The organism is Rhizobium mongolense USDA 1844, from assembly GCF_000419765.1.
GTDB lineage: Bacteria > Pseudomonadota > Alphaproteobacteria > Rhizobiales > Rhizobiaceae > Rhizobium > Rhizobium mongolense.
Map to the genome: position 1 here is coordinate 62,947 of NZ_ATTQ01000017.1, position 25,487 is coordinate 88,433.

A 25,487-nucleotide genomic window follows, 5' to 3' on the forward strand; every position below is an offset into this window, starting at 1 on the left:
GGTGCCTTCGAAAGGTTTAGAGGCCCATGGCCGCGAGTTCGTCGACCGTATCCTTGTTGATGGTCACGAGCTGGTCGACGATAATATCATTTCCGGTCGGGTTGATCTTCCCGAGGCCCTCGATCTCGTCACCCGCCTTGATCTTCTCGCCCTTCATGAGCTTGTCGGCGAGTGTCACGAAGACTTCGCCGGCCTGTTTCGGATTCCACATGAAGCCGCCGGAAATCGCGTCGGACTTAATGAGTTTCTGGCCCTGGCCCGGCGAGAAGGGGCCGAGTACGAAGATCTCGCCAACCTTGCGGCGCTCTTCCACGGCACGGCCGGCGCCGATCGGCCCCTGGCTGCCGAAGGCGAGGAAGCCCTTGAGGTCGGGATTGGCCGAAATCAGGTCGAGCGCAGTCGACCGGCTCTTGTCCGCATCTTCAGCAACGCCGTAGCGCTCGCCGACCACTTCCATCTCCGGATATTTCTCTTTGAGATAGGCAATCGCCGCATCGGCCCAGGCATTGTGCAGCGGCACGGTGAGCGAGCCGACGAAGACCGCATATTTGCCCTTGCCGCCCATCTTCTTTGCAAGAAGCTCGGCATGCGCTTCGCCGAATCCGTTGGCCGAGGCGAGTTCGAAATTCCAATCCGCGCCCTTTTGACCGGGTGATTCATGCGTGATGACAATAATGCCGTTTTCCTTGGCCTTGGTGAGAACCGGCTCCAGGACTTTCGCATCGTTGGGCACGACGCCGATCACCTTGACGCCCTGGGCGATGAGATCCTCGATGGCGCGCACCTGCAGCGCCGGGTCGGCACTGGTTGGGCCAATCATGAAGGCATCGATACCGAGCGCGGCACCCTTCTCCTTGATGCCGGCTTCCATGGCGTTGAACCACGGGATGCCGCCGATCTTGACGACGACACCGACCTTGCCGGCCTCCTGTCCAAGGGCGCCGAAAGCGGCTGCCAGCGACAGCGAAGCCGCGAATGCGGCGACAAGCAATTTCCTCATCTTGTTCCTCCTCCATCGTTTCGAGATGGGCACAGGGGCCTGCTGAAGACCGCCGGCCTCCCGTTGCAAGTAACTGGCGAAGAATGTGAATTCCCGCCTCCCTTCGAAACCGCCTCCTCAAGCGGCACCACGTTGCACAATCGATATTTCTCTTTGCACAATCGATAGTGCAAATACTATCGGTCAGAGTTATACTTTCGTCAAGCGGAAACGCCTTTCGCCGCTTCGAAATCGGCACTAAGGAAATCGAAGGGTTTTGAATGAAGAACGGCATGAGGAAGAAGGCGACGATTTACGATCTGTCGGTGCTGTCGGGCAGCTCGCCCTCGACAGTCAGCGCCGTGCTGAATGGCACTTGGCGCAAGCGCCGCATCAAGGAAGCGACCGCCGCACTGATCCGCGAGCTTGCAGAGAAGTACCAGTACACTGCAAACCGTCAGGCCCAGGGGCTACGCAGTTCCCGGTCCGGCCTGGTCGGTCTGCTTTTGCCGGTCCACGACAACCGCTACTTCTCTTCTATGGCCCAGACTTTTGAGGCGCACGTGCGCAGCAAGGGCCAGTGCCCGATCGTCGTCAGCGCCAGCCGCGATCCGCAGGAAGAGCGCGAAACGGCAGCGACGCTCATTTCCTATTCGATCGACGAGCTCTTCATCTGCGGCGCGACCGATCCAGACGGCGTACACGAGGTCTGCGAGAAGGCAGGGTTGAAGCACATCAACATCGATCTTCCAGGCAGCAAGGTTCCCTCCGTCATCAGCGACAACTACGAGGGCGGGCGGATGCTGACAGAAGCGATCATCCGCCAATTTCCGGCAGATAAGCCGCTTGCACCCGAAGAGCTCTACCTCTTCGGCGGCCGCAACGACCATGCGAGCCACGAGCGCATCCGCGGCTTTCGCGCCGTCAAACGCGACCTGCTCGCAGGCGACCCCGACATTTGCATTCAAACGACGGGCTATTCGCCAAACAACACGCGCCTCGCCTTCGAAGCCTTCTACGAGCGGGAAGGCCGGCTGCCGCGTGCTCTCTTCGTGAATTCGTCCATCAACTTCGAAGGTTTCCTCCGCTTCATGGCCGGTCATCCACACGAGACCTTTTCCGAAATGGTGGTCGGCTGCTATGACTACGATCCCTTCGCCTCTTTCCTGCCCTTTCCCGTGATCATGATAAGGCAGGATATCGAGAGCATGCTGGCAAAGGCGTTCGAGGTCATGAAAGAGCCGCGTCCCGCGCCAACCGTTCACATGATCCGGCCGGAACTCATCAAGCCCCGCACGGCGCTGGCCGGCCCCCTCGACGCATTGAAGGACATCGACTGAACCGTCTTGGCCTTTGGCGCGCCTATTCGCACGGCAGCGCTCTATCTGAAATTTCCGCGACTTCTTGCGATACACCACCGATGAAAAAACATTGCGGGAGGGCAATCTCTGGGCTGCCGGTCAATCTTGTTGGCCTTTTGCCTTGTCGCAAGCGTCACGACCACCGCCGCGTTTGCGGGTTATGGTGCAGTTGGCGTGCTCTTATCATCGATCCTTCCGACTTTTACGGCCATTTGGCCGGGCTGGCGGGGCTGGTGGGCGAACATCGTATGGCACTAGAATGCAGCGGGGCGACGCCACGCGAACCAGCACAAAACGTGTGGGCCTCAGACCTCGTCGCAAACGCACTACGTGAATGCGACCAGTAATAAGAACGCTGCTCCGGCCGCGATCATGCCCACACCCAGCCAGTTCCTCGTCAATCCTAGAAATCGAACCCCTTGGCTCCTGGGTTCCAGTGTCCGCCCGCTAAGGGATGATTGGTGAGGGTCGCTGAGAGGCCGCCGGCCAAGAGCCTCCCGACACAGGAGGAGTATGCCGCATATGACGAGAATAGCGCCAATCGAGATTATCCACACGGTCTCCTCCTCTTGATCGCGGCTCATAAAATACCAAACTTCCGTGGGGCATAACTGTTCCTCTTTGCGCTTGCGAGTATCATCACGCTGCCGCCGCTCGAAGCCGACAAAGTCAGGCTGGTGGCAGTTGGCGATTGGCCGACGTCGTGTTGCTTCGCTGATCAGGAGAATGTCAGGGCTGCCGTCTCACATGCAAGCTGACGACTAAGCTTGCCCAACCTAACCTGGAAAGGCACCTCGTGAGTTTCAGACCACCACGATCGTTCTCGGATCGGCCGAATTCCGCATTCAGCCCTTTGGAATACGAACTTGCCTCGGAGCGGGCCGATGCACTTGGTCGCCAAGGCCGTAAAGTCGAGGCGGCACTTGCAAAGCTTGCCGCCTCGACAAAGAGCGATAATCGCACAGCTGATCGAGAAGGCCTCCTGAATGACGCCTCTGAGGCTGTCTGGGCATTGTTCATTCAGCGGGAGATCTGCGGACTCCGCAACAACCGGGACCTCGTCACACGATATGGGATTCCCGGCGAAGTGCTTGCGAGGGTCGGGGCCATACGGCGATGAACTCATGAGGCGGGCCTCTATCCGACAGCAAAAGACATGTGCATTCAAGGCGAACCAGTCCGTCGCCACGAAAGCACAGACAGCGTCGCGAGACAAAGTGCTACAAACACAAACACTGAATTTGCCGCATGAGAATACTCCCGTTGCTGTCTGAGCGTTGCCCAGTTTTCGGTAGCTGTCCTCCAGTTGTTCGTCGCCTGATTGGCAGGAAACGTCCAAAGAAAGAATACCGCAAACACCAGGGCAAAACAGAGCGCGGCAGCTACGGAAAGCCTAAATGGCCATTTCTGCGAGCGAACAATGACAGCGAGCAGAGCATTGATCGTCACGGCCGCAAGCCAGAGCAAACCCAGAATTGCCCATCCATAGTAGATGGCTTGGACGGTGAAATATTCGGATTGTGGCAGCGCGATCTTGTTGGGTAGGGCGGCAAGATGCGCGCCCGAGGGGATAAGCGCGAGCGCCGAAATGATGATGACGAGAAACTGAGCGACCCTAACTGTCATTGTGAATGCTCTTTCCGTGAAAAACCGGTGCCTCAATGAGACGTTCCGGGTGAAAGCGACCTGGGGTCATTGCATCAGTGGCGGTAGAGCCGGCCACATGTGCTCGGTCGCAGAACTGAACCGTGGGAATTTCACCGGTCAGATCGATATCCCTATCAGACAAGCGCGAAGACGAACCATGAACTGCCGCGCAGAGCCCGTGTCAATGAGACCATGCAATGGCGGTACTCGCCCTATACCGGAGCTTCAGCTGACGTCGCCAAGCGGCTGCCGCCGCGATGTATCGCTGCGGCCTCCATTAAACGTTGCGTGCCGCGAGGATCCAGTCTGCCGCAGCAGAAATATCGTCGACTGTCACGGTTGGCGAAGGCTTGAATCGTGTGTCGTCGCCGCGACGATACTTGCCTGTGCGCACGAGCACCGCTTTGGAAAGCCCAGCCCGCAAGGCACCTGCGACGTCCGTTTCCGCGTCATCGCCCACCATGACGGCCTTTGCCTTCGGACAATTCATGCTGGCGAGCGCGGACAGGAAGAATTCGGGCGCCGGCTTTCCCAGGATAATGGCACGCCTCTGGCTTGCGAACTCCAGTGCCGCGATGAAGGCGCCCGCGTCGAGACTGAGTTTGCCGTCAACATCCTGGAAAGTCCGGTTTGGCGCGAGCCCCAGGAATTCGGCGCCTGTGACCAGCTCGCGAAATGCGGCATTCAAGGTTTGGTAATCGAAAGCCTCGCCGGCGTCGCCGACAACAAGAGCCTTCTGGGGCCTTCCTGCCAGGGCGTGGAAATCCAGCGCGAGATCGGGATGAACCAATAGGTATGGCGATCGATCGTGCTTATCGAGCCACTCCCGCGCGGCTTGTGCCGGGGTGAAGAGCTCATCGCTTGTGGCGTAAAGTCCAAGTCCTGCAAATCGCTCCAGGAGCGCCTGCTTGTTCGAGCGTGTCGTATTGCTCACGAACCGGACGAGTAGGCCGGCTTCGCGCAAGCGCGCAACAGCATCGGTCGCGCCCGGTATGACTTCCTCGCCGTCATAGATAACGCCAGCGAGATCCAGAAGTACTCCGCTGATCATCGACGCAGAATGAACGCCGAAGCATCGTGCGTCAAATTAAGGAATTCGCCGGAGATCTTGTCGCGAATCCGTGGGCCGCAAGGAAGTCGCCGGGGATGGCTCTACACGGCTTCAAAATCCCGTCATGCTGGCATGAAATACATTGCGATGCGTGGCATGATGCCGGGCACATCGGAGAGAGACATGAATACGCCAAAGGATGATCTCGATAAACCAGACTGGCTGGAAGCCGAATTGGCCGATACGCTCGACGAGGACTACGAACTCGAGCTCTCCGAACCGGCGCTGTCGGAAGAAATCCGCAAGATCTATCGCACATCGCATCCGCCCCCGATGCCGCGTGTCGATTACTTCCGCGCTCTTCTGGCGCTGCAGGCCGAGCTGATCAAATTGCAGGACTGGGTCTCCTATCACAGGGAGAAGGTCGTCGTGATCTTCGAGGGACGCGACTCGGCCGGCAAGGGCGGCGTGATCAAGCGCATCACGCAGAGGCTCAACCCTCGCGTTGTGAGAGTGGTGGCGCTGCCGGCTCCTTCGGACCGAGAGAAAACCCAATGGTATTTCCAGCGTTACGTGCCACATCTGCCGGCGGGTGGCGAGATCGTGCTCTTCGACCGGTCCTGGTATAACCGGTCCGGCGTTGAGCGCGTCATGGGTTTTGCGACCGAAGACCAGGTGGAACAATTCTTCAACGATGTGCCCGAGTTCGAGCGCATGCTGGTGCGCTCCGGAATCCGGCTGGTCAAATACTGGTTCTCGATCACTGACGAGGAACAGCAGATGCGTTTTTTGATGCGCATCCACGATCCCCTGAAGCAGTGGAAGCTGTCGCCGATGGACTTGCAATCGCGCGTGCGCTGGGAAGCTTATACCAAGGCAAAGGAAGAGACCTTCGCCCGCACGAATATCGCTGAGGCGCCCTGGTACATCGTCGAGGGCAACGACAAGAAGCGGGCCCGCCTCAACTGCATCGACCACCTGCTTACGCAGGTTCCCTACGAAGACGTGCCGCATGAGGACATCACGCTCCCAGAGCGCGTGTTTAACCCCGACTACGAACGCAAGGTCCTCCCGCCGGAGCTCTACGTGCCGCCGAAATACTGAGGCCAGCCCAAAGGCATCAAAGACATTGTGCGGATCGCGCAGCCTTCCTGGCCGCTGGCTCGTCTACTGTTCCCGCAAGGGGCACGTGATGCTGTTGGAAAAGGTTTCCGTCTACGTAGAGAGGACGGATATCTTGTCGCCTCCAGCACAATGCGCACGAACGCGGCAGCGGTGTCGTCGCCAGGCTCATCATGTACATCCGGGCACAATTCTGCCTACTGCTGCTTCGGAAAATCCGGCGGGATTATGGGCGTGTTGCCAATAGGCGGCGCAGGCTTGACAAGATCTCCGTCGCCGATGGACGGCGGCATTAGCACGCCGTTGCAATCAGACAATTTCGAGGTATCCTACCTATTCGTAGGTCCTGAATTGCCGTTATCAAGGGCGTGCGCCCGGTTCTGCTGCTGATCTGGCGCCTGGCAGCGATCCGACTGACCGGCGAGCGGCTGGGCAAGCGCCAATCCGCACAGAAGTCCGACGGCACATGCGCCGATGCGTTTCGTGCAATTGACGACATTTTCTTGAATGGAGAGCATGAACCCTCCTTCGTTCGTTTGCCGTTGAAACACTTTGGAATATCGAATGTTCCAAATGTGTCCGCGCGGCGGTCAATCGACCGGAATCGCCCAATTTTTCGGCCGGTGCTTTTGTCGCTGCCAGCATCGAAGCGCGCATGCTGGCTTGACTGTCGAAGCAGCGCCGCCAGTTTGTCAGCTCGGCTCGACCTTGCTGGACGCGGCTTTGGGATCGCTGCCAAAGCATATATTTGCTTACCGTCGTTATGAACCAAGCAATGTGTCGCTTTCATGCGCTCCCAGCGTGTCCGACAGCCGTTCGGTGACATGCCGCATAAGATCGGGTGTGGCGCGATCGAAGCCGTAGACCCAGTCGGGGAAATTCAGCGACTCCTGCACGGCCCAGATGTCATTGTGCCGATCGGGCGGCAAGATGCCAGCAGGGTCCCCGACCGCCACCCATCCGATCGGCACCGTGGTCCCAGGATCGAGCCGGGTGCGCAAATGCACCGTAGCGTGCACGCGTACCTCGCTGCCGTGGCCGACCCGGGCGCCATGGAAGATGGCAGCCCCGGTCGCGACGAATACCTCGTTCTCAAGCTCAGCGCCGGTCACATGGGCGTTCGGACCGATCAGGCAATAGTCACCGATCAAGCAGGAGTGTCGGGGGCTGCCGCGCACGACGGCGTTCTCCATGATGATGCAGCAGCGGCCGATGCGGATGGCGCCACCGCCTTCTCCGATGATGCGCGCGCCATGCAATATACGTGCGCCCGGGCCAATGGTGACGTCACCGCAAATTGTCGCATCAGGCGCGACCCACGCGGTTGGGTCGATCTTGGGACGCTTGCCCTGGTGTCCAATGAGCATATGCCTTCCTCCAGATGACGTTTGTATTGGAAAAGCGATTCGAACACCTCGTCGCCAACATCGCCACGCAAATGTGAGCGTCCTGACGCTGCGGGGGCAATGGCGGAACTGGCCCCGAAATCGAGAATCCAGAATTGACGGCCACGTCCTGGATATAGGCTCCCATCGACGTCGAGCGAGAGACAAATTCACTATTCGATTGACACCATAAGAGCCGCCGTTCAGGTTCGGCACCGATGAAACCGAGCGCTACCTCCACGTATTGAAAACCCTGAGAAGGCCAAGACATGACCATCACTCTTTCCGGCAAGACCGTTCTGATCACAGCGGCAGCGCAAGGCATCGGCCGTGCCAGTGCAATCGCCTTTCAGCAGGCCGGGGCCAAGGTTCACGCGACGGATATCAATACGAATGCGCTGGCAACGCTTGCCGCCGACACCGGAGTGTCGACGCACAAGCTGAACGTGCTCGACGAGGTGGCCGTGAAGGCATTGGTCGCTGAAATCGGTGCGGTCGACGTGCTCTTTAACTGCGCCGGCTTCGTGCATGCCGGATCCATTTTAGAAATGCAGGATGCCGACCTGGAATTCGCTTTCGACCTGAACGTCAAGGCGATGATCCGCACGATCCGCGCCGTGCTTCCCGGCATGCTGGAGCGGAAGGACGGGTCGATCATCAACATGGCTTCGGTTGCCTCCAGCATCAAGGGTGTGCCGAACCGCTTTGCCTATGGCGTCACAAAAGCGGCGGTAATTGGCCTTACGAAATCCGTTGCCGCCGATTACGTGGCCGAGGGCGTCCGCTGCAATGCCATTTGCCCCGGCACGGTCGAAAGTCCGTCGCTGCAGGATCGCATGCGCGCGCAGGGCGACTATGACGCGGCACGCGCTGCTTTTATTTCTCGCCAGCCGATGGGCCGTCTCGGCACGCCGGAAGAGATTGCCGACCTTGCCGTCTATCTTGCCGGTGCTACCTATACCAGCGGACAGGTCTACGCGATCGACGGCGGCTGGACGATCTGACCGCCCGGCCAGTTCGGGAGGAACCCATGACAGGCATTACCGGCCTTCGTGTCTTTGATCTTCGCTTTCCCACTTCGCAGAGCCTCGACGGCTCCGATGCGATGAATCCGGACCCGGACTATTCGGCGGCCTACGTTATTCTGAATACGGACGAGCCGGGGCTTTCAGGCCACGGGCTCACCTTCACGATCGGCCGCGGCAACGACGTCTGCTGCCTGGCAATAAAGGCGATGGAGCATTTGGTTGTCGGCGCAGATCTTAGCGAGGTTCTCGCCAATCCAGGTGGATTCTGGCGGCATCTGACAGGCGACAGCCAGCTTCGCTGGATTGGTCCGGACAAGGGCGCCATCCATTTGGCGACGGGGGCCGTGGTCAACGCTGTCTGGGATCTACTCGCGAAGCAGGCGGGAAAGCCTGTGTGGCGGCTGGTCGCGGAGATGGGGGCGGAGGAAATCGCAGACATCGTCGACTACCGCTACCTCACCGACGTGCTGACGCGCGACGAGGCGGTCACGATCCTGAAACGTGCCGAGGCGGGGAAGGATGAGCGGATCGCAACGCTCGAGAAAGAAGGTTACGCCTGCTACACGACCTCTGCCGGCTGGCTCGGATATGAGGATGCAAAGCTGCGCCGTCTCTGCCAGGAAGCGATAGACGCAGGTTTCAACCATGTAAAGATGAAGGTCGGCCGCGATCTCCAGGATGATATCCGCCGTCTGCGTATCGCCCGCGAGGTGATTGGCCCGGATCGTTACCTGATGATCGATGCCAATCAGGTCTGGGAGGTCAAGCAGGCGATCGAATGGGTGAAGGAACTAGCCTTCGCCAAGCCCTACTTCATCGAGGAGCCGACAAGTCCCGATGACGTGGCCGGACACCGGAAAATTCGTGAGGCAATCCGACCGGTCAAGGTTGCAACCGGCGAGATGTGCCAAAACCGGATCATGTTCAAGCAATTCATCGCCGAAGGCGCGATCGACATCGTGCAGATCGATTCCTGCCGCATGGGCGGCCTGAACGAGGTGCTGGCCGTGCTGCTGATCGCCGCAAAATACCGTCTGCCGGTCTGGCCGCATGCGGGCGGCGTCGGGCTTTGCGAATATGTGCAACATCTGTCAATGATCGACTATGTTGCCGTGTCCGGTAGCAAGGACGGCCGCGTGATCGAATATGTCGATCATTTGCACGAACACTTCCTCGACCCGTGCGTGATCAAGGACGCGGCCTATATGCCGCCGTCGAAGCCTGGTTTTTCAATTGAAATGAAGGCGCAGTCGATCACCGACTACACCTTCAAGGGCTGATATTTCAGGCAGCGCGCTGCTCTGTGCTCTGAATGGCGGCGAGCTTCCAGTCGCTGCCGGTCCTGCGTACAAAGGTCCATATTTCGGTGCTTTCGCCGGGGTGGCGATCGTCACCGGAAACGACGCGGCCGCTGTCACGATCGACCATCGCGTCGATCGATGAATAGCGCATTGCAAGCGTTGCATAATCCTGACCGTCCTCGCGCCAGGCTTCGGCAATGTCACCCTGCAGCAGCTTGACGTCAGAGACGCGGTTGCGCACGCCGTTGGTGGCATTTTCGCCGAGTTCTTCGGCGAGATAGGACATGGCTTCGGGCGTTGTGAGCTTGCGCAGCGTATTGTAGTCCTCGGCGCCGTAGGCGGTCTGCACCTTGGTCAGCAACTCCTCGAACTGATCCAGATCGGCCTGCGCCAATCCGATTTCGTCACTTGGTCTGTCGTTGCGCTGCTGCTGTTGCTGTTGGTAGCCCGCAGCACCTGAGCCGATCGCCGGAATGCTAAACGACGAATTGCTGTTAGACGACATGTTGCTGTAGGACGAGGCACTCCGGCCGCCTGCCGCACCGTAGGACGGCTGGCGTCGATTGGCAAAGAAGCGCATGGCAAGCATGACTGCGCCGAAGATCAGAGCAATCTGCAGCAGCATGCCGAGGAACCCGAAGCCGCCGCCGAAACCGTGGCCGAGGAGCATGCCGAGCAGGCCGCCGGCGATCAGGCCGCCAATCATCGAACGGCCAAAGCCGCCGAAGAGACCGCCGGAACGTTGAGCGTTGACAGGCTGTTGGGCGGTGGCGGGCGTCTGTGGGCGCGGCGTCATCGAACGTTCCATCGGCGCGGCGGGAGCAGGCGCGGTTCGTGTGACCGGCGGCGCCTGGAAGGTGCGCGTTCCGCGGCTGCCGAACCCGCCAAAACCTCCGGCGCGGCGCGCCTCGGCATCGCTATAGGCAGCAAAAACGGTAGCGCTCGTCAGAACGGCGATCGCCGCAATCTTGGCAAAACGCGAAACGGCACTCTGCATCATATCTCCTGTCATGCAACAACCATGGCATGTTTGCGAGCTAATATAGGTGTTCTCCTGACAATTTGAAGTTCGCCGACCCGACTTATTGGCAGACATCGACCCATTTGGCACTGGTGAGTTCGGCCAGCCGCTCCGTCGCGATACGGACCGCCGAATGCGTGGAACCGGCGGCGGGCACGACTTCGTCGAAACGCCTCAATGAAACATCGCAGTAGACTGGAATTGGGGCGGGCAATCCAAAGGGGCAGACGCCGCCCACCGGATGGCTGGTAACTTCCAGGACTTCTTCCGGTCCCAGCATGCGGCCCTTGCCGCCGAATGCATCCTTGAATTTCCGGTTGTCGAGACGAGCCGTGCCGCTTGCGACAACGAGCATCGTCTCATCCCCGACCCTGAGGCAGATCGTTTTGGCGATCTGCCCCGGCTCGACTCCGTGCGCTTCGGCCGCAAGCGCCACCGTCGAAGAGCTTTCGGCGGTTTCGATGATTTCAATCTCAGGTGCATGTGCGCTGAAAAATGCGCGGACGGATTCAAAGCTCATGGGCGGATACAGGACCACAATGATCGGGATTTGAATGAGCTTGGAAAGTATCTGATGCTCGAGGAATTTCAATCGCATTTCGAACCTGGATGCACTTGCGATCCGGCCGGTTTTCTGACCTTCTTTGTCGCGCCCAGAGACGTTTAAGGGAGGAGAGCGATGCGGCGCGTTGATTGCCATATGCATTTCTGGACGCTGGCGATGGAGCCTTACTATTCGCTCTGGATGTCGCCGGATGACAAGGTGCTCTATCGTGACTATGGGCCGCGCGATGCCGTTCCGGTGATGGAGAAGAACAATGTCGAGAGCGTCGTTGTCGTTTCGGCTGCGTCTTCTGCTCATGAAACCGGCTATCTTCTCGGCCTTGCCGACGGGCGGGATTTCATCAAGGGCGTTGTTGCCTGGCTTGATCTTCTCGCGCCGACGGCCGCCGACGACCTTGGCGGCTGGGCACGCTTTGCGAAGCTGAAGGGCATCCGTCCCTATCTTCAGGATCTGCCTGAAGAGGATTGGATCCTGAAGAAAGAACTCGATCCTGCTTTCCGCGCCATGCTCGACCACGGATTGCGGTTTGACGCATTGATCAAGCCGCGGCATATCCTCAACACGGTGAGGTTCATCGAGCGCTATCCCGATCTGCCGGTGATCGTCGATCACATGGCCAAGCCCGAAATCGGAAGCGGCAATTTTGAACCCTGGCGGCGCGACATGGAACACTTCCGTGATCTCGACCATGTCCATTGCAAGATTTCCGGTATTGTGACCGAGGACGGGCCGGATTGGACACCGGAGCGGCTTCAACCCTATCTCGAGACGGTGTTCGACATTTTCGGACCCGATCGCCTCGTCTTCGGCAGCGACTGGCCGGTCGTCAATCTCGTCGCGGATTACAGCCGCTGGATCGCGACGCTCGACCACGCCATGCAGAGCCTCCCTGCTGCCGACCAGCAAAAGATCTGGGCATCAAACGGCGAGCGATTTTACGGGCTTTGACACGGCCGACATGAAGCGAATCGCGCAGCGCTATTGCCCCCGGTTTTCTATTGCTAGCCGGCGGCATTTCTTGTCGTGATCGGGATTGCTTACCGCGCGCGATTTTCGCCGGAGCGCATGCTACTCGCCGGTATCGCCATCGGCGCCTTTCGATGGCCGTCGTAACGATTGTCCTCGCGCAAGGCGACATGCGCGGCTACATCCTTCTCACGATGGCTTTCGGGATCGACAAGGCGGGCAGGGCCGTTCGAGGCATGGACAGAAGTGACCGCATTGGGCGGTCTGGCAGCGCCGCTAGTCCTCCTGAGCCGATGGTTGACCATCTTGCCGCTTGGTGGTTCGGCCGCGCGCGCCTTCGCCTGTCGACCAGGGTGAGCCGTCTGGTGCTAGCAACAATGCGTCAAGCGAACGGCGCGCTGCAGTCGCTACCCATGGGCATCACTGTTTGTGGAAAAGCAAAAGCGGAGCGGCTTTCGCCGATCCGCTTAAAAGGGCAACTGCGTCAGCTCTTTTAGGCTAGAGATGCGGCCACACTTCCAGGACGCCACGATGAATCATGTCGAGGGAGACATAAAGGATGATCAGCAGGCCGACATAGGCGATCCAGCGATGGCGGTTGAGCAGGCGGGCGATGATGTTCGCCGCGACACCCATCATGGCGATCGAGAGCGCCAGACCCAGGATAAGCACGGTCGGGTGGTCGCGTGCGGCACCGGCAACGGCCAGCACGTTGTCGAGCGACATCGACACGTCGGCGACGACGATCTGGGTTGCAGCCTGCATGAAGGTCTTCTTAGGTCCGGTGGACGCTTCGCCTTCCAGACCAATCTCCCCGCCGTTTGCGTGCTGGGAGCGAAGCTCGCGCCACATCTTCCAGCAGACCCAGAGCAGGAGCAGACCACCGGCGAGCAGCAAGCCGACGATGCTCAAGAGCTGAACTGTCACGGATGCAAAAAGAATACGCAGAACGGTGGCGGCAAGAATGCCGACCAGAATGGCCTTCTTGCGCTGTGCGACCGGAAGCCCGGCTGCAGCAAGACCAATGACGACCGCGTTGTCGCCGGCAAGAACAAGATCGATCGCGATGACCTGCAGGAGTGCAGTCAGGCCCGCAGCAGTAAAGATTTCCATGGAAACGTCCCCAGAATGCCTTCGAGAAGCGTGCTAGTGTCCCCGGAACGCCACGTCAACCATGAATGACGCAAGGTCAAGCAAATGCGGCGCGGGGAAGCGCTCTGTCCCCAAGTTTTTAGGGGCGCGCGTACCAGCAAATTAGTGCTTCAGCTTGATGATGATCTCCCGGTATTCGTCGGCAATGGCAATCGCTGCCTTTACAACGACCGGACTGATCGATTTGTGGTCAATCGCCAGTCGGCAGGTTTCGAAGACGCCGCGCAGTTCGTTTTCGATATCCGAGAGATGTGGGTATCTCTGTACCAGAAGATGGGGTAGAACCTTAGCCTTTTCCTTCATAAGTTTGGTTTCATTGGAAAAAACCTGCGGATCCGCGATCACTTCCCGGATTGCATCTTCGAGACGCCATGTCGCACCAATCATGTCCGTGACTGACACCGTCATATCTTCTCCTGCCCACGCGCCATTCTTCCGATGGGTATTAAGACGCAATCCTTGTGCCAGATTGACCAAAGACGCTGCGGGCACGGGACGGCGGTAAAGTGCAGGGCAGAATCTGGGCGCGACACATATCGGGATGGCAAAATTTCCAATCGATCACGAAGCGCTCTCGACATGATGATTGCCGCCATCGCCGAAGCCAGCCAATGCGTAGTCATCTTTAATAACGAGCAAGATTACTGATGACTGCAGATTGAGCATATTCAATCCGCTCAAACGATAGAGAAACATAGAACGCCGAATGGAAGGTTGGCGGGCTAGGTTCTGAACGCTGCGCGCTTGTCGTATCTTGCAACGCGTGAAAGGAGGTAATCGATCTCCGCCTTTGCCCTCTCCGAAATGCTTCCCGCGGGCTTGCGCTGGGAATCGCTGGCGATCGCGCCGCGCTTCTTGAGGACATATTTGCGTATGGCAAGGCCAACGCCCTGCTGCTGCTCATAGCGAACGAGCGGCAGATGCGCATCGAAGAGGTCATGTGCCGCCTCGCGGTTTCCGGCCCGCTGGAAATTCACGACGTCGACCAGCATATCCGGGAAGGCATAACCGGTCATCGCGCCATCGGCGCCACGCTCCATCTCGAAATCGAGAAACAATCCGCCGTTGCCACAAAGGATCGAAATGTCGCGCATCTCGCTCGCCTTTTGCGCTGCCCGCAACCGGGAAATCTTCTCAAGCCCCGGCCAGTCTTCGTGCTTCAGCATCACGCAGGACGGGTGATTGTTGACGATCTTCTGGATGACGCCAGGCGTCATCACCACGGTCAGCGTCAGTGGATAATCCTGGATGACGAAAGGAATATCCTCGCCGATCGCCTCGACCGCCTGGGCATAGTAGCCGATGATTTGATCGTCCGTCCGAAGAGACGGCGGTGGGGCGATCATGACGCCCTGAGCACCAATATCCATGGCGCCACGCGCAAGTGAGCGCATTGCCGCAAAGCCCGGTGCCGAGACACCGACGATCACCGGAACGCCGGCGCGCTTCACGACCTGCCGGGTGATTGTAAGCGCCTCCTCCGGCTCAAGCTTCGGTGCTTCGCCCATGATGCCGAGAATGGTGAGCCCGCTCACGCCGCACGCTAGATAGAAATCGGTGAGCCGGTCGACCGACACCGTATCCAGCCGTCCGTCCGGATGAAAAGGCGTTGCGGCGATGGCATAGACGCCCTTGGCTGTGTGATCGAGCTTCATTGCGCACTCTCCCTTTTGGCCGGAACTTAGGGGTAGTCATCGTTCCGATCAATTGAAATGCGCCGTTTGCGCAGGGATCCGACGTTAGTGTAAGAGCGCTGTTGCAGGGCTTGCCGCGCGTGTTTAAGACAGTCCAGCAATTTACGACTCCGGATCTTCTTCATGTTCGATATTTTATGGCGCGGCATTGCAATGGGGATCGGTGCGACGATCCTCATGGATATTTGGGCAATCGTCCTTTTCCATGCCCTCGGTCAGGCGCCTGCCAACTGGGCGCCTGTCGGACGGTGGTTCTGGCACCTCGGGCGCGGCAAGGTATTTCACGACAGTATCGCCAATGCAGAGCCATATAGGCACGAGCTGGCACTGGGGTGGATCGGCCATTATGCGACCGGCATCATCTATGGCCTTGCTCTTGCGGCTATCACGGGGTCATCCTGGCTGGCAGCGCCGACATTCCTCCCTGCCTGGATCCTTGGTATTGTCACGGTCGGGGCCGGCTGGTTCCTGCTGCAGCCCGGGCTTGGCATCGGCTGGGCCGCGTCGAAGACACCGAACCCGAACAAGGTGCGCGCGCTCAATCTGATCGCCCATACCGTCTTTGCCATTGGGCTCTACGGCACCGCGCTTTTGATCGCCTAACGGCGCAAGACCGCAAGGAGGCACAGTGAAGCATATTTACGCGATCGGCATTGGCACCGGAAACCCGGAGCACATGACCATTCAGGCGATCAACGCCATGAATGGCGCAGATTTACTCTTCATTCCCACAAAGGGTGCACAGAAAGAAGAGCTTGCAGATGTCCGCCGCGAAATCTGTGAGCGGTATCTCAAGCAGGCGGATGGCAAGATCATCGAATTTGCGGTGCCTCTTCGTGAGACGAAGGAGCGCAGCTATGGCCAAAGCGTCGATGAATGGCACGCCGCGATTGCTGCCACCTATCGTCAGCTGATCAGCGAGTTGCCTGAAAACGGCACGGCTGCTTTCCTCGTATGGGGCGATCCGAGCCTTTACGACAGCACGTTGCGCATCCTGGAACGGGTGCGGGATAACGTGGCATTCGATCTCACCGTCATCCCGGGCATTACCAGCATCCAGGCGCTTGCAGCCAGCCACCGCATCCCTGTCAGTCTCGTCGGCAAGCCGGTGGAGATTACGACCGGCCGAAGGCTTGCCGAAGAGGGGCTTAAGACGGAAAGTACGGTTGTAATGCTCGACGGCATCCAGGCGTTTACGAAGATCGACGACCCGGATACGGAGATCTTCTGGGGAGCCTATCTTGGCACGCAGGACGAAATCATCCGTGCCGGGCGGCTCGGCGACGTCGCCGATGACATCGTAAGGACCCGGGCCCAAGCGCGCGAACGGCACGGTTGGATCATGGATATCTACCTGCTGCGCAAAGGTCGCGACTTTCAGGATTAGTCCAGAGGATTGGTCCGGCCGCTTTGCCGCAAGGGTGCCGCCCCGTAAAGGCATGGATGAAAGGACGAGCCATGGGCCTTGCCGGCGAAAGAGAGATCGACATGGAAGGGCGCGCCATTGGTGCACCAGGTTTGCGCCGAGGCGCCTGTCCGACACTTGCTGCGCCCATGGCGACCGGCGACGGCCTTCTCGTACGGTTGCGGCCGGCCGGCGGCGCGCTAACGCCTTCGCAATTGAATATGCTTGCAGCCTCCGCAACGGCATACGGCAATGGCGTTCTGGAAATTTCTGCGCGGGGAAGTCTGCAAGTCCGCGGCCTGCGGCCGGAAACTGTCGGGCGGCTCGCCACTGATGTTGATGCGGCTGGGATCCTTGTTCCGGCGGGTCCGCCGATCGAGCTATCGCCGCTGCATGGCATCGATCCGGGTGAGATAGGAAGTGCCGCCGCGATCGAAGCCCGGTTGCGAGATGAGCTCAAGATCGCGCTGTCTTCACCACTTTTGGCCCCAAAGCTCTCCATCATCGTCGACGGTGGAGGACGTTTCGGTCTATCCGGTCTTTCGGCCGATATCCGCGTTGCCGCTCTGGACGAAGGCCGATGGCTGGTCGCGATAAACGGCGATGCAAAAACGGCAAAACCGGTTTGTATCGGTTCAGCGGATGACGCCGCCCGGGCGGTCGGGCAATTGCTAGCGATGCTCATGGAAATTGGCAAGAATTCTCGAACGCGCGACATTGGACCGCTTGCATTGCGCGACGTATTTCCAGCAATGGAAGCGCACTTTGCCACAGGGCCACATTCGGAAATGCCGAGGCCCGGCCTTCATCAGCTTTCCGATCACAGCACGGTTCTTGGCCTCAGACCGCGTTTCGGCCAGATGAAGGCAAACGACCTGTCAAGATTTCTGGGAGAAACCGAGCGCCTCGGTGCAGCGCAAATTCGCCTGGCCCCGGGCCGCCAGTTCTTCGTGACGGGCTGCAGCACAGAGGAGGCAAAGGCGTTGCAGACAGCTGCAAAGAGGTATGGCTTTAGCTCCGATCCAAATGATCCATCTGCAAATATTGCCGCTTGCGCCGGGGCAGGCGCCTGCGCCTCGGGCTTTTATGAAACGAGGATGCGGGCACAGCATTTACTGCGGCATTCACCGGTTCTTTTCGATGGATCGCTGACGTTTCATCTCTCGGGTTGTTCCAAGGGATGCGCCCATCCGCGACCGGCGCTGGCGCTGACTGGAATGGCGAGCGGTTATGGTATTGTGTTGAGCGGATATGCAGGCGACAGCCCCGATGCAACGATTGCTGGCGGCGAGATCGATTTCGCTATAGAGAAGCTCGCCCGGCTTGTCGGGAAGAACAAGAGCGCTGATGAATCGGCTGCTGCCTGCCTGACGCGGCTCGGCCCCCAGACGATCGTGAAGGCGCTGAAACAGGAATAGGTATGCCAGATTACGACTATATCCGCAGCGGCGAGGCGATCTACGAGCGCTCCTTTGCGATTATCCGCGGCGAAGCGGACCTCTCGCGCTTTTCGCCGGAAGAGGCCGAGATTGCCGTGCGCATGATCCATGCCTGCGGGCTGGTCGAAGCCGCCACACATTTCGACTTCTCGCCACATTTCGTCTCTGCAGCGCGCGGCGCGCTCAAAAAAGGCGCACCGATTTTCTGCGACGCGGAAATGGTGGCTCATGGCATCACACGCGCCAGGCTGCCAGAAAAGAACGACGTGATCTGCACTCTGCGCGACCCGCGCACCCCGGAAATGGCAGCAGCAAGCGGCAACACACGTTCGGCGGCGGCCATCGACCTTTGGGTCGATCGTCTGGCCGGCAGCGTTGTCGCGATAGGCAATGCTCCAACCGCACTCTTCCACCTTCTTGAACTGCTGCGCGGCGGTGCACCGAAGCCGGCTGCCATCATCGGTATGCCGGTCGGCTTCGTCGGTGCGGCAGAATCCAAGGACGCGTTGGCGGAAAATTCTTATGGCGTGCCCTTTGCGATCGTTCGTGGCCGCCTGGGCGGCAGTGCGATGACGGCGGCCGCAATCAACGCGCTGGCGAGGTCGGGACTATGAGCAGACCCAGCCGTCTGATCGGCGTCGGCACGGGTCCAGGCGACCCGGATCTGCTGACCATCAAGGCAAAGAAGGCGATTGAAGCTGCTGACGTCATTGCCTATTTCGCCAAACAGGGCAGGGCCGGCAACGGCCGGGGGGTCGTCCAGCACCTGATCAGTCCGGAGACAGAACTGCTGCCGCTCTATTATCCGGTTACCACTGAAATCGAAAAGAGCGAAGCGCTCTATCAAAGCCAGATCACCGCCTTTTACGATGATTCTGCAGGCATGGTCGCAGCCTACCTCGATGCCGGAAAAACCGTTGCGGTCCTCAGCGAAGGCGATCCGATGTTCTACGGATCTTATATGCACTTGCATGTGCGCCTCGCCGATCGCTATCCGACCGAGGTGATCCCGGGCATCAGCGCCATGTCCGGTTGCTGGTCGCTTGCCGGCATGCCGATCGTCCAAGGTGACGATGTGCTTTCCGTGCTGCCGGGCACCATGGCGGAAGCGGAACTGACGCGGCGGCTTGGCGATACCCAGGCAGCCGTCATTATGAAGGTCGGCCGCAATCTTCCGAAGATCCGCCGCGCTCTTGAAGCGGCAGGGCGTCTCGGTCAAGCCGTCTATGTCGAGCGTGGGACGATGGCGAATGCCGCCATGGTGAAGCTTGCGGAACGGCCCGAGGGTGACGCGCCGTATTTCTCGCTGGTGCTGGTACCAGGCTGGGAGGCAAACCGATGAGTGGAATCCTGTTTGTCATTGGCACCGGTCCTGGCAACCCAGAGCAGATGACGCCGGAAGCGCATTCAGCTGTTTCGGCATCGACCGATTTCTTCGGCTATGGTCCCTATCTCGACCGGCTGCAACTCGGCGCCCATCAAAACCGTCATCCCTCCGACAATCGCGAGGAGATGAGGCGCGCAGGGGATGCTTTGACGATGGCGGCAGGCGGCCGCAAGGTCTGTATCGTCTCCGGCGGCGATCCCGGTGTTTTCGCCATGGCCGCGGCAGTCTGCGAGGCGATCGACACAGGTCCGGCGGAGTGGCGTTCCGTCGAGCTGGTGGTCGTTCCGGGCATTACCGCAATGCTTGCGGTTGCAGCGCGTGTCGGCGCCCCGCTCGGCCACGATTTCTGCGCGATCTCGCTTTCGGATAACCTCAAATCCTGGGAGATCATCGAAAAGCGCCTGACGTTGGCTGCAAAGGCGGGCTTCGTGATTGCCCTTTACAATCCAATCAGCAAAGCGCGGCCCTGGCAGCTCGGCAAGGCCTTTGAACTGCTGCGCGCACATCTGCCGCGGCAGACACCGGTGATCTTCGGCCGCGCCGCCGGACGTCCCGATGAGCGGATCATCATTCAGCCGCTCGGTGACGCCCACGCTTCCGTTGCGGATATGGCGACCTGCATCATCATCGGGTCGCCGGAAACACGGATTATTTCGGGCGGCGGCAGGCCCGAACTCGTCTATACCCCCCGTTCCATGGCGGGAGGAAACAAGTGACCGATCGCGCCGAGCGCTTCCTCGACGGTTTCCACCGCTCTCATGGCAGGCGCGGGCGCACGGGCGATCATGAAGACTTCAATGCCGAGGTGGCGAGCCGCCTCGATTTTCGCGTAGGTCGCCCAGCCGCCGCTATTTTTGGCAACGATCGCATCGATGCGGTGAGAGGCAAGAAGCGCGGCCTCGCCATCCACATCGAAGGGGCCGCGATCGAGAATATATTCGACGTTCGCAATATTGAGCGGCGGGGTGACGGGGTCGACGCTGCGAACAAGATAGAAATGATGTGCCGCCGCCTCGGCACAGTGCGCCTCCTGACGCCCGATCGCCAGGAAGACGCGGCGGGCGGCAGGCCCAAGCGCGGCGATTGCCAGCGGGATGTTTCTGCTCGCGGTCCATCTGTCGCCCGGCCGCTCGATCCATTCGGGCCGGCGAAGGGCAAGGGCCGCAATTCCGGAAAGTCGTGCTGCGGCGAAGGCATTGGCGGAGATGCGGGCGGCAAAGGGATGTGTCGCATCGACGAGAAGGTCAAATCCTCCGTCGCGCAGGAAAGAAGCAAGGCTCTCCGCTCCGCCGAAACCACCAGTGCGAACGGGAACAGGCTGGATGGACGGTTTTTCTGTGCGGCCCGCCAAAGACAGCAGGATGTCAAAACCGGCCTTCTTGGAGAGCATCTGCGCCAAAGCACGCGCTTCGCTCGTTCCGCCCAGTATCAGCACGCGGATTTTTGCCATGTCTGATATGCCTAGCCACACCCCGAAACCCTGGCTAACCATTATCGGTATCGGCGAGGATGGTCCAGAAGGACTTGGCGATCACGCCAAGCGGCTGATCCTGGCCGCACCCGCCGTCTTCGGCGGCGAACGGCACCATGCGCTGATGGATAATCTGATTGCGGGCGAGCGGCTCGTCTGGCAAAGCCCCTTTGAGAAGTCGATCGACGCGATCCTTAGGCGGCGAGGCACACCGGTCGTCGTACTCGCTTCCGGCGACCCATTTCTATTTGGTGTCGGCGCGACACTCTCTCGGCACGTGAATGCCGAGGAGATGCGCACCATTCCAGCTCCGTCGGCCTTCAGCATGGCCGCGTCCCGTCTCGGCTGGCCCTTGCAGGAAACCGCCTGCCTTTCGCTTCATGGCCGTTCCATCCATCTCATTCGCCCGCATCTGCATTCCGGACGGCGCATTATTGCGCTGACTTCCGACGGGAAGGGGCCCGGGGATCTGGCTGTGCTTTTGTCAAACAGCGGCTTCGGCCATTCCCGCATAACTGTTCTGGAGGCGCTCGGCGGCGCACGCGAGCGGATCCTCAGCACGTCTGCAGAAGACTTCCAGTTTAGAGATATCGACCCTCTCAATGTCTGCGCCGTCGAGGTCAAGGCAGGAATAGAAGCTCGCGTCCTGCCTTTTGCCACCGGCCTGGACGACGAACTTTTTGAACATGACGGGCAGATCACCAAGCGTGAAATCCGCGCTCTGACGCTATCGGCACTTGCGCCGCGCCATGGGGAACTGCTGTGGGATATCGGGGCCGGCTCGGGTTCGATCGGCATCGAGTGGATGCTCTGCGACCCATCACTAAAGACGGTCGCCATCGAGCAATCGCCAGATCGCGTCAGCCGGATTGCGCGCAATGCTTCTGCGCTGGGCGTGCCGGGCCTTGCCGTTGTCGAGGGAACAGCCCCTGCGGCTTTCAGCGGATTGCCGGAACCTGACGCCATATTTGTCGGCGGAGGCGGCAGCGAGCCGGGCGTCATGGATGCCGCAATCGTCTCGCTCAAAAGCGGCGGGCGCCTTGTCGCCAACGCAGTGACACTGGAAATGGAGGCCGTGCTGCTCGCCGAACAAGCCAGGCGCGGCGGCTTTCTGACAAGGATCGAGATTTCGCGAGCCAGCCCCCTCGGCGCGATGAGCGGCTGGCGCCCGGCAATGCCCGTGGTGCAATGGCGCTGGATCAAGGACTAAAAATGACGGTTCACTTCATCGGAGCAGGCCCAGGTGCAGCCGATCTCATCACCGTTCGCGGCCGCGACCTCATCGGCAGATGCCAGGTATGCCTTTATGCCGGATCGATCGTATCCCCGGAACTTCTCAAATACTGCCCGCCGGATGCGCGCATCATCGATACCGCGCCGATGTCGCTCGATGAGATCGAGGCGGAATATCTGCGTGCGGCCAACGCAGGAGAGGATGTGGCTCGTCTGCACTCCGGCGATCTTTCCGTCTGGAGCGCTGTTGCTGAGCAGGTTCGGCGCCTTGACAAGCATGGCATCGCCTACACGATGACACCGGGCGTTCCGGCCTTTGCGGCTGCGGCCTCCGCACTTGGCCGGGAACTGACAATTCCGGCCGTTGCCCAGAGCCTGGTGCTGACCCGCGTCTCGGGCCGCGCTTCGCCGATGCCGAATGAGGAAACGCTTGCCAGGTTTGGCGCGACGGGTTCGACGCTTGCAATCCATCTGGCAATTCATGCACTCAGCCAGGTCGTTCAAGAACTGACACCGCTTTATGGCGCTGATTGTCCTGTTGCGATCGTCGTCAAAGCCTCCTGGCCGGACGAGCGCGTCCTGCATGGCACGCTTGCTGACATCGAGGCGAGGGTCGCCCTCGAACCGATCGAGCGCACGGCGATCATCTTCGTCGGTCGAACGCTTGCTGCCCGCGATTTTCGCGAAAGCGCCCTTTACGACGCCGCCTACCAGCGGCGGTTCAGGGGCAGGCAATAGCGAGCCGGAACGCCGGCTCGCCATCCACGCTCCAGCCGACAGATAGTCCATGCTCGCCTTCAAGGCAGCAGGTTCTGTCGGACCATGCACTTCGGCTGCGAAACGCTCGAAGGAGAAGGGAACCTTTTGTCGTCTGCCTGCAAGCGCGCGCATCTGCCCGGCATGCGGTCGGAGGCGTCGACGAGAAGACGGTGCGGACCGCGCATGAGCCTTGCGGCTGTGAGTGTCTCGACCACCTCGAAAGCTGGCGCATTTGTCTATACAAAATGCGAGGAGATCGTCGTGGTTTCAGATGGCTGTGATGCTGATCAAATAGCAGGTGGCGGCACCAGCAAGTGTCAAAGCGGCGCGGCAATGAGCCTCGATCATCAATACGTCGCCGGCATAAATCATGCCGTTTTCTTCGGCCAACTCGAATGATGCTTCGCCTTCGTGACACAGGACAAGCGATATTGCGGCCGGTAGAGAGCCGCTCCAACTCCGCTCGATATGCAGCCTCTCGACCTTATGCATAAAGGCGTCGCGCCGCGTCATGACATTGAGGTCGGTGATCGGCCCCGCCATAAGCTGTGCCGTCACGGCAATGTCGGCTGCAAAAGCAAATGGCGGGCTCTGCTGCGCCAAGTCCACAGGCTCATGCCCGTCGATCTCCAGCGTCATGCCACTGCCGGACAGGATTGAAAGTGTGCGGTCGATGCCGGGAAAGATCGAAAACGGTCCATCGAAAGCAACCGTGGCCATGCTGATCCGCCAGTCGAAATCGCCGAGGGTTGCACCTTCGGGCGAAACGGCCACCTCCACTGTCTCGCCGCCGCCGTTCTTCCACGGCATGCGCCGGTGATTGGCCGCGCGAAGGATCTGCATGGTTCAATCCCCCAAGATCCCCGGCAGCCTTAGCCCCTTCTCCTTGGCGCAATCAAGCGCGATATCGTAGCCCGCGTCGGCATGGCGCATGACGCCGGTTGCCGGGTCGTTCCAAAGCACGCGTTCGATGCGGCGCGCCGCATCGTCGGTGCCATCGCAGCAGATGACCATGCCTGAATGTTGCGAATAGCCCATGCCGACGCCGCCGCCGTGATGGAGCGAAACCCAGGTTGCGCCGGAGGCGGTGTTCAAAAGAGCGTTCAACAGCGGCCAGTCGGAGACGGCATCAGAACCATCCTTCATCGCTTCCGTCTCGCGGTTCGGTGATGCAACCGAGCCGGAATCGAGGTGGTCGCGGCCGATCACGATCGGCGCCTTCAACTCTCCGCTTTTGACCATCTCGTTGAAGGCAAGGCCGAGACGATGGCGGTCGCCAAGGCCGACCCAGCAGATGCGCGCCGGCAGACCCTGGAAGGCGATACGCGCGCGGGCCATGTCCAGCCAGTTGTGCAGGTGCTTGTTGTCTGGCAGCAATTCCTTCACCTTGGCGTCGGTCCTGTAGATATCCTGCGGATCGCCCGACAGTGCTGCCCAGCGAAAGGGGCCGATGCCGCGGCAAAAGAGCGGGCGGATATAGGCAGGCACAAAGCCAGGAAAAGCGAAGGCGTTTTCGAGACCCTCATCTTGAGCAACCTGCCGGATATTGTTGCCGTAATCGAGCGTCGGAATACCTGCATCCCAGAATGCGATCATCGCTTCGACATGCTCGCGCATAGAGGCGCGAGCCGCTCTTTCGACAGCCTTCGGATCGCTTTCGCGCATCGCTTTCCATTGCGCGATCGTCCATCCTTTCGGTAGATAGCCGTTGATCGGGTCGTGCGCTGACGTTTGGTCGGTGACAATATCCGGGCGGATGCCGCGGCGGACCATTTCAGGCAGGATTTCGGCGGCGTTGCCGAGAAGACCGACCGATTTGGCTTCGCCTGCCTTGGTCCAGCCGCCGATCATCTCGAGGGCTTCGTCCAGCGTTTCGGCCCTGGCATCGAGATATCGAGTACGCAAGCGGAAATCGATCGAGTCCGGATTGCACTCGACGGCAAGGCAGCAGGCACCTGCCATGACGGCAGCGAGCGGCTGCGCACCACCCATGCCGCCAAGGCCACCGGTCAAAATCCATTTGCCCTTGAGGTTGCCGCCATAATGCTGCCGGCCCGCCTCGACAAAGGTTTCATAAGTCCCCTGGACGATGCCTTGTGTGCCGATATAGATCCATGAGCCTGCCGTCATCTGACCATACATCGCCAAGCCCTTCTTATCGAGCTCGTTGAAGTGGTCCCAAGTCGCCCAGTGCGGCACGAGGTTGGAATTGGCGATCAGGACGCGCGGTGCATCCTTGTGTGTGCGGAAGACGCCGACCGGCTTGCCGGACTGCACCAGAAGCGTCTCGTCTTCGGTAAGCGTCTTCAACGTCGCGACGATGCGGTCGAAATCCTCCCAGGTGCGGGCTGCACGGCCGATGCCGCCATAGACGACGAGTTCGTTCGGATTTTCCGCCACATCTGGATCTAGATTGTTCATCAGCATGCGAAGCGGCGCTTCGGTCATCCAGCTCTTGGCATTGAGCTCCGGTCCGCGAGGTGCCCGGATTTCGCGGATGTTGTGACGGGGATTGCTCATC

Annotated in this window: 28 protein-coding genes and 2 pseudogenes; 16 read left to right on the forward strand and 14 right to left on the reverse strand. The window is 59.9% G+C overall.

Annotated elements, in window-relative coordinates; genetic code table 11:
- Window positions 1–16: 16 nt before the first annotated feature.
- Window positions 17–1,000, reverse strand: a complete 984-nt coding sequence (locus tag A3C3_RS0126700) for an autoinducer 2 ABC transporter substrate-binding protein (RefSeq protein ID WP_022717637.1) — start codon at window positions 998–1,000, stop codon at window positions 17–19.
- A 260-nt stretch (window positions 1,001–1,260) separates the two neighbouring features.
- On the opposite strand from A3C3_RS0126700, the gene A3C3_RS0126705 reads away from it, so the two are divergent.
- The 3 genes and pseudogenes from A3C3_RS0126705 (at window position 1,261) to A3C3_RS47310 (ending at window position 3,460) form a co-directional block, all read left to right on the forward strand.
- Window positions 1,261–2,319, forward strand: coding sequence for a LacI family DNA-binding transcriptional regulator (locus A3C3_RS0126705; protein ID WP_022717638.1), 1,059 nt, complete (start codon window positions 1,261–1,263; stop codon window positions 2,317–2,319).
- A gap of 49 nt (window positions 2,320–2,368) precedes the next feature.
- Window positions 2,369–2,511 (forward strand): annotated as a pseudogene (locus tag A3C3_RS48650) (cytosine permease); the annotation flags it as partial.
- 625 nt (window positions 2,512–3,136) lie between these two features.
- Window positions 3,137–3,460 carry a DUF6665 family protein gene (locus tag A3C3_RS47310; protein WP_022717640.1) on the forward strand — a complete coding sequence of 108 codons (324 nt, stop codon included), beginning with the start codon at window positions 3,137–3,139 and terminating at the stop codon, window positions 3,458–3,460.
- A 44-nt stretch (window positions 3,461–3,504) separates the two neighbouring features.
- Here the strand turns inward: A3C3_RS47310 and A3C3_RS0126720 are convergent, their stop codons facing one another.
- Both A3C3_RS0126720 and A3C3_RS0126725 read right to left on the reverse strand, forming a co-directional pair.
- Complete coding sequence (locus tag A3C3_RS0126720; RefSeq protein ID WP_022717641.1) at window positions 3,505–3,966, reverse strand: hypothetical protein; 462 nt, start codon at window positions 3,964–3,966, stop codon at window positions 3,505–3,507.
- 298 nt (window positions 3,967–4,264) lie between these two features.
- Window positions 4,265–5,038 (reverse strand): TIGR01458 family HAD-type hydrolase, encoded by a 774-nt coding sequence (locus A3C3_RS0126725; protein ID WP_022717642.1) that lies wholly within the window; start codon window positions 5,036–5,038, stop codon window positions 4,265–4,267.
- Between the two features lie 183 nt (window positions 5,039–5,221).
- On the opposite strand from A3C3_RS0126725, the gene ppk2 reads away from it, so the two are divergent.
- Window positions 5,222–6,142, forward strand: coding sequence for a polyphosphate kinase 2 (ppk2, locus tag A3C3_RS0126730; RefSeq protein ID WP_028740031.1), 921 nt, complete (start codon window positions 5,222–5,224; stop codon window positions 6,140–6,142).
- Window positions 6,143–6,489: 347 nt separating this feature from the next.
- Here ppk2 and A3C3_RS0126740 read toward each other — a convergent pair whose 3' ends face one another.
- Together A3C3_RS0126740 and A3C3_RS0126745 are read right to left on the reverse strand one after the other, a co-directional pair.
- Window positions 6,490–6,678 (reverse strand): hypothetical protein, encoded by a 189-nt coding sequence (locus A3C3_RS0126740; protein ID WP_022717645.1) that lies wholly within the window; start codon window positions 6,676–6,678, stop codon window positions 6,490–6,492.
- A 243-nt stretch (window positions 6,679–6,921) separates the two neighbouring features.
- A complete protein-coding gene (locus tag A3C3_RS0126745; protein WP_022717646.1) occupies window positions 6,922–7,527 on the reverse strand; it encodes a gamma carbonic anhydrase family protein in 606 nt (201 codons plus the stop codon).
- Between the two features lie 287 nt (window positions 7,528–7,814).
- Here A3C3_RS0126745 and A3C3_RS0126750 point away from each other — a divergent pair, with 287 nt between their 5' ends.
- The gene (locus A3C3_RS0126750; RefSeq protein ID WP_022717647.1) at window positions 7,815–8,549 is read left to right on the forward strand and encodes an SDR family oxidoreductase; all 735 of its coding nucleotides are present in this window, start codon (window positions 7,815–7,817) and stop codon (window positions 8,547–8,549) included.
- Window positions 8,550–8,575: 26 nt separating this feature from the next.
- The gene (locus A3C3_RS0126755) at window positions 8,576–9,853 is read left to right on the forward strand and encodes an L-fuconate dehydratase (RefSeq protein WP_022717648.1); all 1,278 of its coding nucleotides are present in this window, start codon (window positions 8,576–8,578) and stop codon (window positions 9,851–9,853) included.
- A gap of 4 nt (window positions 9,854–9,857) precedes the next feature.
- Here A3C3_RS0126755 and A3C3_RS0126760 read toward each other — a convergent pair whose 3' ends face one another.
- Together A3C3_RS0126760 and A3C3_RS0126765 are read right to left on the reverse strand one after the other, a co-directional pair.
- On the reverse strand, window positions 9,858–10,871 hold the full coding sequence (locus A3C3_RS0126760) for a Tim44 domain-containing protein (RefSeq protein WP_022717649.1): 1,014 nt from the start codon (window positions 10,869–10,871) through the stop codon (window positions 9,858–9,860).
- A gap of 85 nt (window positions 10,872–10,956) precedes the next feature.
- Entirely contained in the window at window positions 10,957–11,415 is a 459-nt protein-coding gene (locus A3C3_RS0126765) for a YbaK/EbsC family protein (RefSeq protein WP_028740032.1), read from the reverse strand.
- 159 nt (window positions 11,416–11,574) lie between these two features.
- Between A3C3_RS0126765 and A3C3_RS0126770 the strand changes: the two genes are divergently transcribed.
- Complete coding sequence (locus A3C3_RS0126770) at window positions 11,575–12,408, forward strand: amidohydrolase family protein (RefSeq protein ID WP_022717651.1); 834 nt, start codon at window positions 11,575–11,577, stop codon at window positions 12,406–12,408.
- Between the two features lie 188 nt (window positions 12,409–12,596).
- Entirely contained in the window at window positions 12,597–12,923 is a 327-nt protein-coding gene (locus tag A3C3_RS0126775; protein ID WP_145611627.1) for a hypothetical protein, read from the forward strand.
- Between the two features lies 1 nt (window position 12,924).
- Here the strand turns inward: A3C3_RS0126775 and A3C3_RS0126780 are convergent, their stop codons facing one another.
- From A3C3_RS0126780 to A3C3_RS0126795, 3 genes are all read right to left on the reverse strand, one after another.
- A complete protein-coding gene (locus tag A3C3_RS0126780; RefSeq protein ID WP_028740033.1) occupies window positions 12,925–13,539 on the reverse strand; it encodes a TerC family protein in 615 nt (204 codons plus the stop codon).
- A gap of 141 nt (window positions 13,540–13,680) precedes the next feature.
- Entirely contained in the window at window positions 13,681–13,986 is a 306-nt protein-coding gene (locus A3C3_RS0126785; RefSeq protein ID WP_022717653.1) for a hypothetical protein, read from the reverse strand.
- 314 nt (window positions 13,987–14,300) lie between these two features.
- Window positions 14,301–15,233, reverse strand: a complete 933-nt coding sequence (locus A3C3_RS0126795; RefSeq protein WP_022717655.1) for a dihydrodipicolinate synthase family protein — start codon at window positions 15,231–15,233, stop codon at window positions 14,301–14,303.
- 162 nt (window positions 15,234–15,395) lie between these two features.
- Between A3C3_RS0126795 and A3C3_RS0126800 the strand changes: the two genes are divergently transcribed.
- The 6 genes from A3C3_RS0126800 (at window position 15,396) to A3C3_RS0126825 (ending at window position 20,219) form a co-directional block, all read left to right on the forward strand.
- Window positions 15,396–15,875 (forward strand): DUF2938 domain-containing protein, encoded by a 480-nt coding sequence (locus A3C3_RS0126800; RefSeq protein WP_022717656.1) that lies wholly within the window; start codon window positions 15,396–15,398, stop codon window positions 15,873–15,875.
- A 25-nt stretch (window positions 15,876–15,900) separates the two neighbouring features.
- Window positions 15,901–16,659 (forward strand): precorrin-6A synthase (deacetylating), encoded by a 759-nt coding sequence (gene cobF, locus A3C3_RS0126805; RefSeq protein WP_022717657.1) that lies wholly within the window; start codon window positions 15,901–15,903, stop codon window positions 16,657–16,659.
- A 101-nt stretch (window positions 16,660–16,760) separates the two neighbouring features.
- Complete coding sequence (gene cobG, locus A3C3_RS0126810) at window positions 16,761–18,095, forward strand: precorrin-3B synthase (protein ID WP_233450588.1); 1,335 nt, start codon at window positions 16,761–16,763, stop codon at window positions 18,093–18,095.
- 2 nt (window positions 18,096–18,097) lie between these two features.
- Window positions 18,098–18,730 (forward strand): precorrin-8X methylmutase, encoded by a 633-nt coding sequence (locus A3C3_RS0126815; RefSeq protein ID WP_022717659.1) that lies wholly within the window; start codon window positions 18,098–18,100, stop codon window positions 18,728–18,730.
- The gene (locus A3C3_RS0126820) at window positions 18,727–19,458 is read left to right on the forward strand and encodes a precorrin-2 C(20)-methyltransferase (RefSeq protein ID WP_022717660.1); all 732 of its coding nucleotides are present in this window, start codon (window positions 18,727–18,729) and stop codon (window positions 19,456–19,458) included. The genes A3C3_RS0126815 and A3C3_RS0126820 overlap by 4 nt, the downstream gene beginning before the upstream one ends.
- Window positions 19,455–20,219: a precorrin-3B C(17)-methyltransferase gene (locus A3C3_RS0126825; RefSeq protein WP_022717661.1), complete on the forward strand. Its 765-nt coding sequence runs from the start codon at window positions 19,455–19,457 to the stop codon at window positions 20,217–20,219. The genes A3C3_RS0126820 and A3C3_RS0126825 overlap by 4 nt, the downstream gene beginning before the upstream one ends.
- Here the strand turns inward: A3C3_RS0126825 and A3C3_RS0126830 are convergent.
- On the reverse strand, window positions 20,183–20,953 hold the full coding sequence (locus A3C3_RS0126830) for a cobalt-precorrin-6A reductase (protein WP_022717662.1): 771 nt from the start codon (window positions 20,951–20,953) through the stop codon (window positions 20,183–20,185). The genes A3C3_RS0126825 and A3C3_RS0126830 overlap by 37 nt on opposite strands.
- Here A3C3_RS0126830 and A3C3_RS0126835 point away from each other — a divergent pair.
- Both A3C3_RS0126835 and cobM read left to right on the forward strand, forming a co-directional pair.
- Window positions 20,952–22,184, forward strand: a complete 1,233-nt coding sequence (locus A3C3_RS0126835) for a bifunctional cobalt-precorrin-7 (C(5))-methyltransferase/cobalt-precorrin-6B (C(15))-methyltransferase (protein WP_022717663.1) — start codon at window positions 20,952–20,954, stop codon at window positions 22,182–22,184. The genes A3C3_RS0126830 and A3C3_RS0126835 overlap by 2 nt on opposite strands.
- Window positions 22,185–22,186: 2 nt before the next feature.
- Window positions 22,187–22,945, forward strand: a complete 759-nt coding sequence (gene cobM / locus A3C3_RS0126840; RefSeq protein WP_028740035.1) for a precorrin-4 C(11)-methyltransferase — start codon at window positions 22,187–22,189, stop codon at window positions 22,943–22,945.
- A gap of 33 nt (window positions 22,946–22,978) precedes the next feature.
- Here the strand turns inward: cobM and A3C3_RS47315 are convergent.
- From A3C3_RS47315 to hutU, 3 genes and pseudogenes are all read right to left on the reverse strand, one after another.
- Window positions 22,979–23,151, reverse strand: a pseudogene (locus A3C3_RS47315) (TIM barrel protein); the annotation flags it as partial.
- An 82-nt stretch (window positions 23,152–23,233) separates the two neighbouring features.
- Window positions 23,234–23,809, reverse strand: a complete 576-nt coding sequence (locus tag A3C3_RS0126845; protein WP_022717665.1) for a HutD/Ves family protein — start codon at window positions 23,807–23,809, stop codon at window positions 23,234–23,236.
- A 3-nt stretch (window positions 23,810–23,812) separates the two neighbouring features.
- Window positions 23,813–25,486: a urocanate hydratase gene (gene hutU, locus A3C3_RS0126850; RefSeq protein ID WP_022717666.1), complete on the reverse strand. Its 1,674-nt coding sequence runs from the start codon at window positions 25,484–25,486 to the stop codon at window positions 23,813–23,815.
- Between the last annotated feature and the right edge of the window lies 1 nt (window position 25,487).

What these genes read in the sequence shown, in the direction of transcription:
- A3C3_RS0126825 (WP_022717661.1), top strand. Translation starts at nt 19,455, where the DNA reads ATGAGTGGAATCCTGTTTGTCATTGGCACCGGTCCTGGCAACCCAGAG.
- A3C3_RS0126800 (WP_022717656.1), top strand. Translation starts at nt 15,396, where the DNA reads ATGTTCGATATTTTATGGCGCGGCATTGCAATGGGGATCGGTGCGACG.
- A3C3_RS0126835 (WP_022717663.1), top strand. Translation starts at nt 20,952, where the DNA reads ATGTCTGATATGCCTAGCCACACCCCGAAACCCTGGCTAACCATTATC.
- A3C3_RS0126725 (WP_022717642.1), bottom strand. Translation starts at nt 5,038, where the DNA reads ATGATCAGCGGAGTACTTCTGGATCTCGCTGGCGTTATCTATGACGGC.
- A3C3_RS0126770 (WP_022717651.1), top strand. Translation starts at nt 11,575, where the DNA reads ATGCGGCGCGTTGATTGCCATATGCATTTCTGGACGCTGGCGATGGAG.
- A3C3_RS0126765 (WP_028740032.1), bottom strand. Translation starts at nt 11,415, where the DNA reads ATGAGCTTTGAATCCGTCCGCGCATTTTTCAGCGCACATGCACCTGAG.
- cobM (WP_028740035.1), top strand. Translation starts at nt 22,187, where the DNA reads ATGACGGTTCACTTCATCGGAGCAGGCCCAGGTGCAGCCGATCTCATC.
- A3C3_RS0126755 (WP_022717648.1), top strand. Translation starts at nt 8,576, where the DNA reads ATGACAGGCATTACCGGCCTTCGTGTCTTTGATCTTCGCTTTCCCACT.
- A3C3_RS0126815 (WP_022717659.1), top strand. Translation starts at nt 18,098, where the DNA reads ATGCCAGATTACGACTATATCCGCAGCGGCGAGGCGATCTACGAGCGC.
- A3C3_RS0126740 (WP_022717645.1), bottom strand. Translation starts at nt 6,678, where the DNA reads ATGCTCTCCATTCAAGAAAATGTCGTCAATTGCACGAAACGCATCGGC.
- A3C3_RS0126705 (WP_022717638.1), top strand. Translation starts at nt 1,261, where the DNA reads ATGAAGAACGGCATGAGGAAGAAGGCGACGATTTACGATCTGTCGGTG.
- A3C3_RS0126775 (WP_145611627.1), top strand. Translation starts at nt 12,597, where the DNA reads ATGCGCGGCTACATCCTTCTCACGATGGCTTTCGGGATCGACAAGGCG.
- A3C3_RS0126845 (WP_022717665.1), bottom strand. Translation starts at nt 23,809, where the DNA reads ATGCAGATCCTTCGCGCGGCCAATCACCGGCGCATGCCGTGGAAGAAC.
- A3C3_RS0126750 (WP_022717647.1), top strand. Translation starts at nt 7,815, where the DNA reads ATGACCATCACTCTTTCCGGCAAGACCGTTCTGATCACAGCGGCAGCG.
- A3C3_RS0126760 (WP_022717649.1), bottom strand. Translation starts at nt 10,871, where the DNA reads ATGCAGAGTGCCGTTTCGCGTTTTGCCAAGATTGCGGCGATCGCCGTT.
- hutU (WP_022717666.1), bottom strand. Translation starts at nt 25,486, where the DNA reads ATGAGCAATCCCCGTCACAACATCCGCGAAATCCGGGCACCTCGCGGA.
- A3C3_RS0126785 (WP_022717653.1), bottom strand. Translation starts at nt 13,986, where the DNA reads ATGACGGTGTCAGTCACGGACATGATTGGTGCGACATGGCGTCTCGAA.
- A3C3_RS0126720 (WP_022717641.1), bottom strand. Translation starts at nt 3,966, where the DNA reads ATGACAGTTAGGGTCGCTCAGTTTCTCGTCATCATCATTTCGGCGCTC.
- A3C3_RS0126780 (WP_028740033.1), bottom strand. Translation starts at nt 13,539, where the DNA reads ATGGAAATCTTTACTGCTGCGGGCCTGACTGCACTCCTGCAGGTCATC.
- ppk2 (WP_028740031.1), top strand. Translation starts at nt 5,222, where the DNA reads ATGAATACGCCAAAGGATGATCTCGATAAACCAGACTGGCTGGAAGCC.
- A3C3_RS0126745 (WP_022717646.1), bottom strand. Translation starts at nt 7,527, where the DNA reads ATGCTCATTGGACACCAGGGCAAGCGTCCCAAGATCGACCCAACCGCG.
- A3C3_RS0126830 (WP_022717662.1), bottom strand. Translation starts at nt 20,953, where the DNA reads ATGGCAAAAATCCGCGTGCTGATACTGGGCGGAACGAGCGAAGCGCGT.
- A3C3_RS0126820 (WP_022717660.1), top strand. Translation starts at nt 18,727, where the DNA reads ATGAGCAGACCCAGCCGTCTGATCGGCGTCGGCACGGGTCCAGGCGAC.
- A3C3_RS0126700 (WP_022717637.1), bottom strand. Translation starts at nt 1,000, where the DNA reads ATGAGGAAATTGCTTGTCGCCGCATTCGCGGCTTCGCTGTCGCTGGCA.
- cobG (WP_233450588.1), top strand. Translation starts at nt 16,761, where the DNA reads ATGGAAGGGCGCGCCATTGGTGCACCAGGTTTGCGCCGAGGCGCCTGT.
- A3C3_RS0126795 (WP_022717655.1), bottom strand. Translation starts at nt 15,233, where the DNA reads ATGAAGCTCGATCACACAGCCAAGGGCGTCTATGCCATCGCCGCAACG.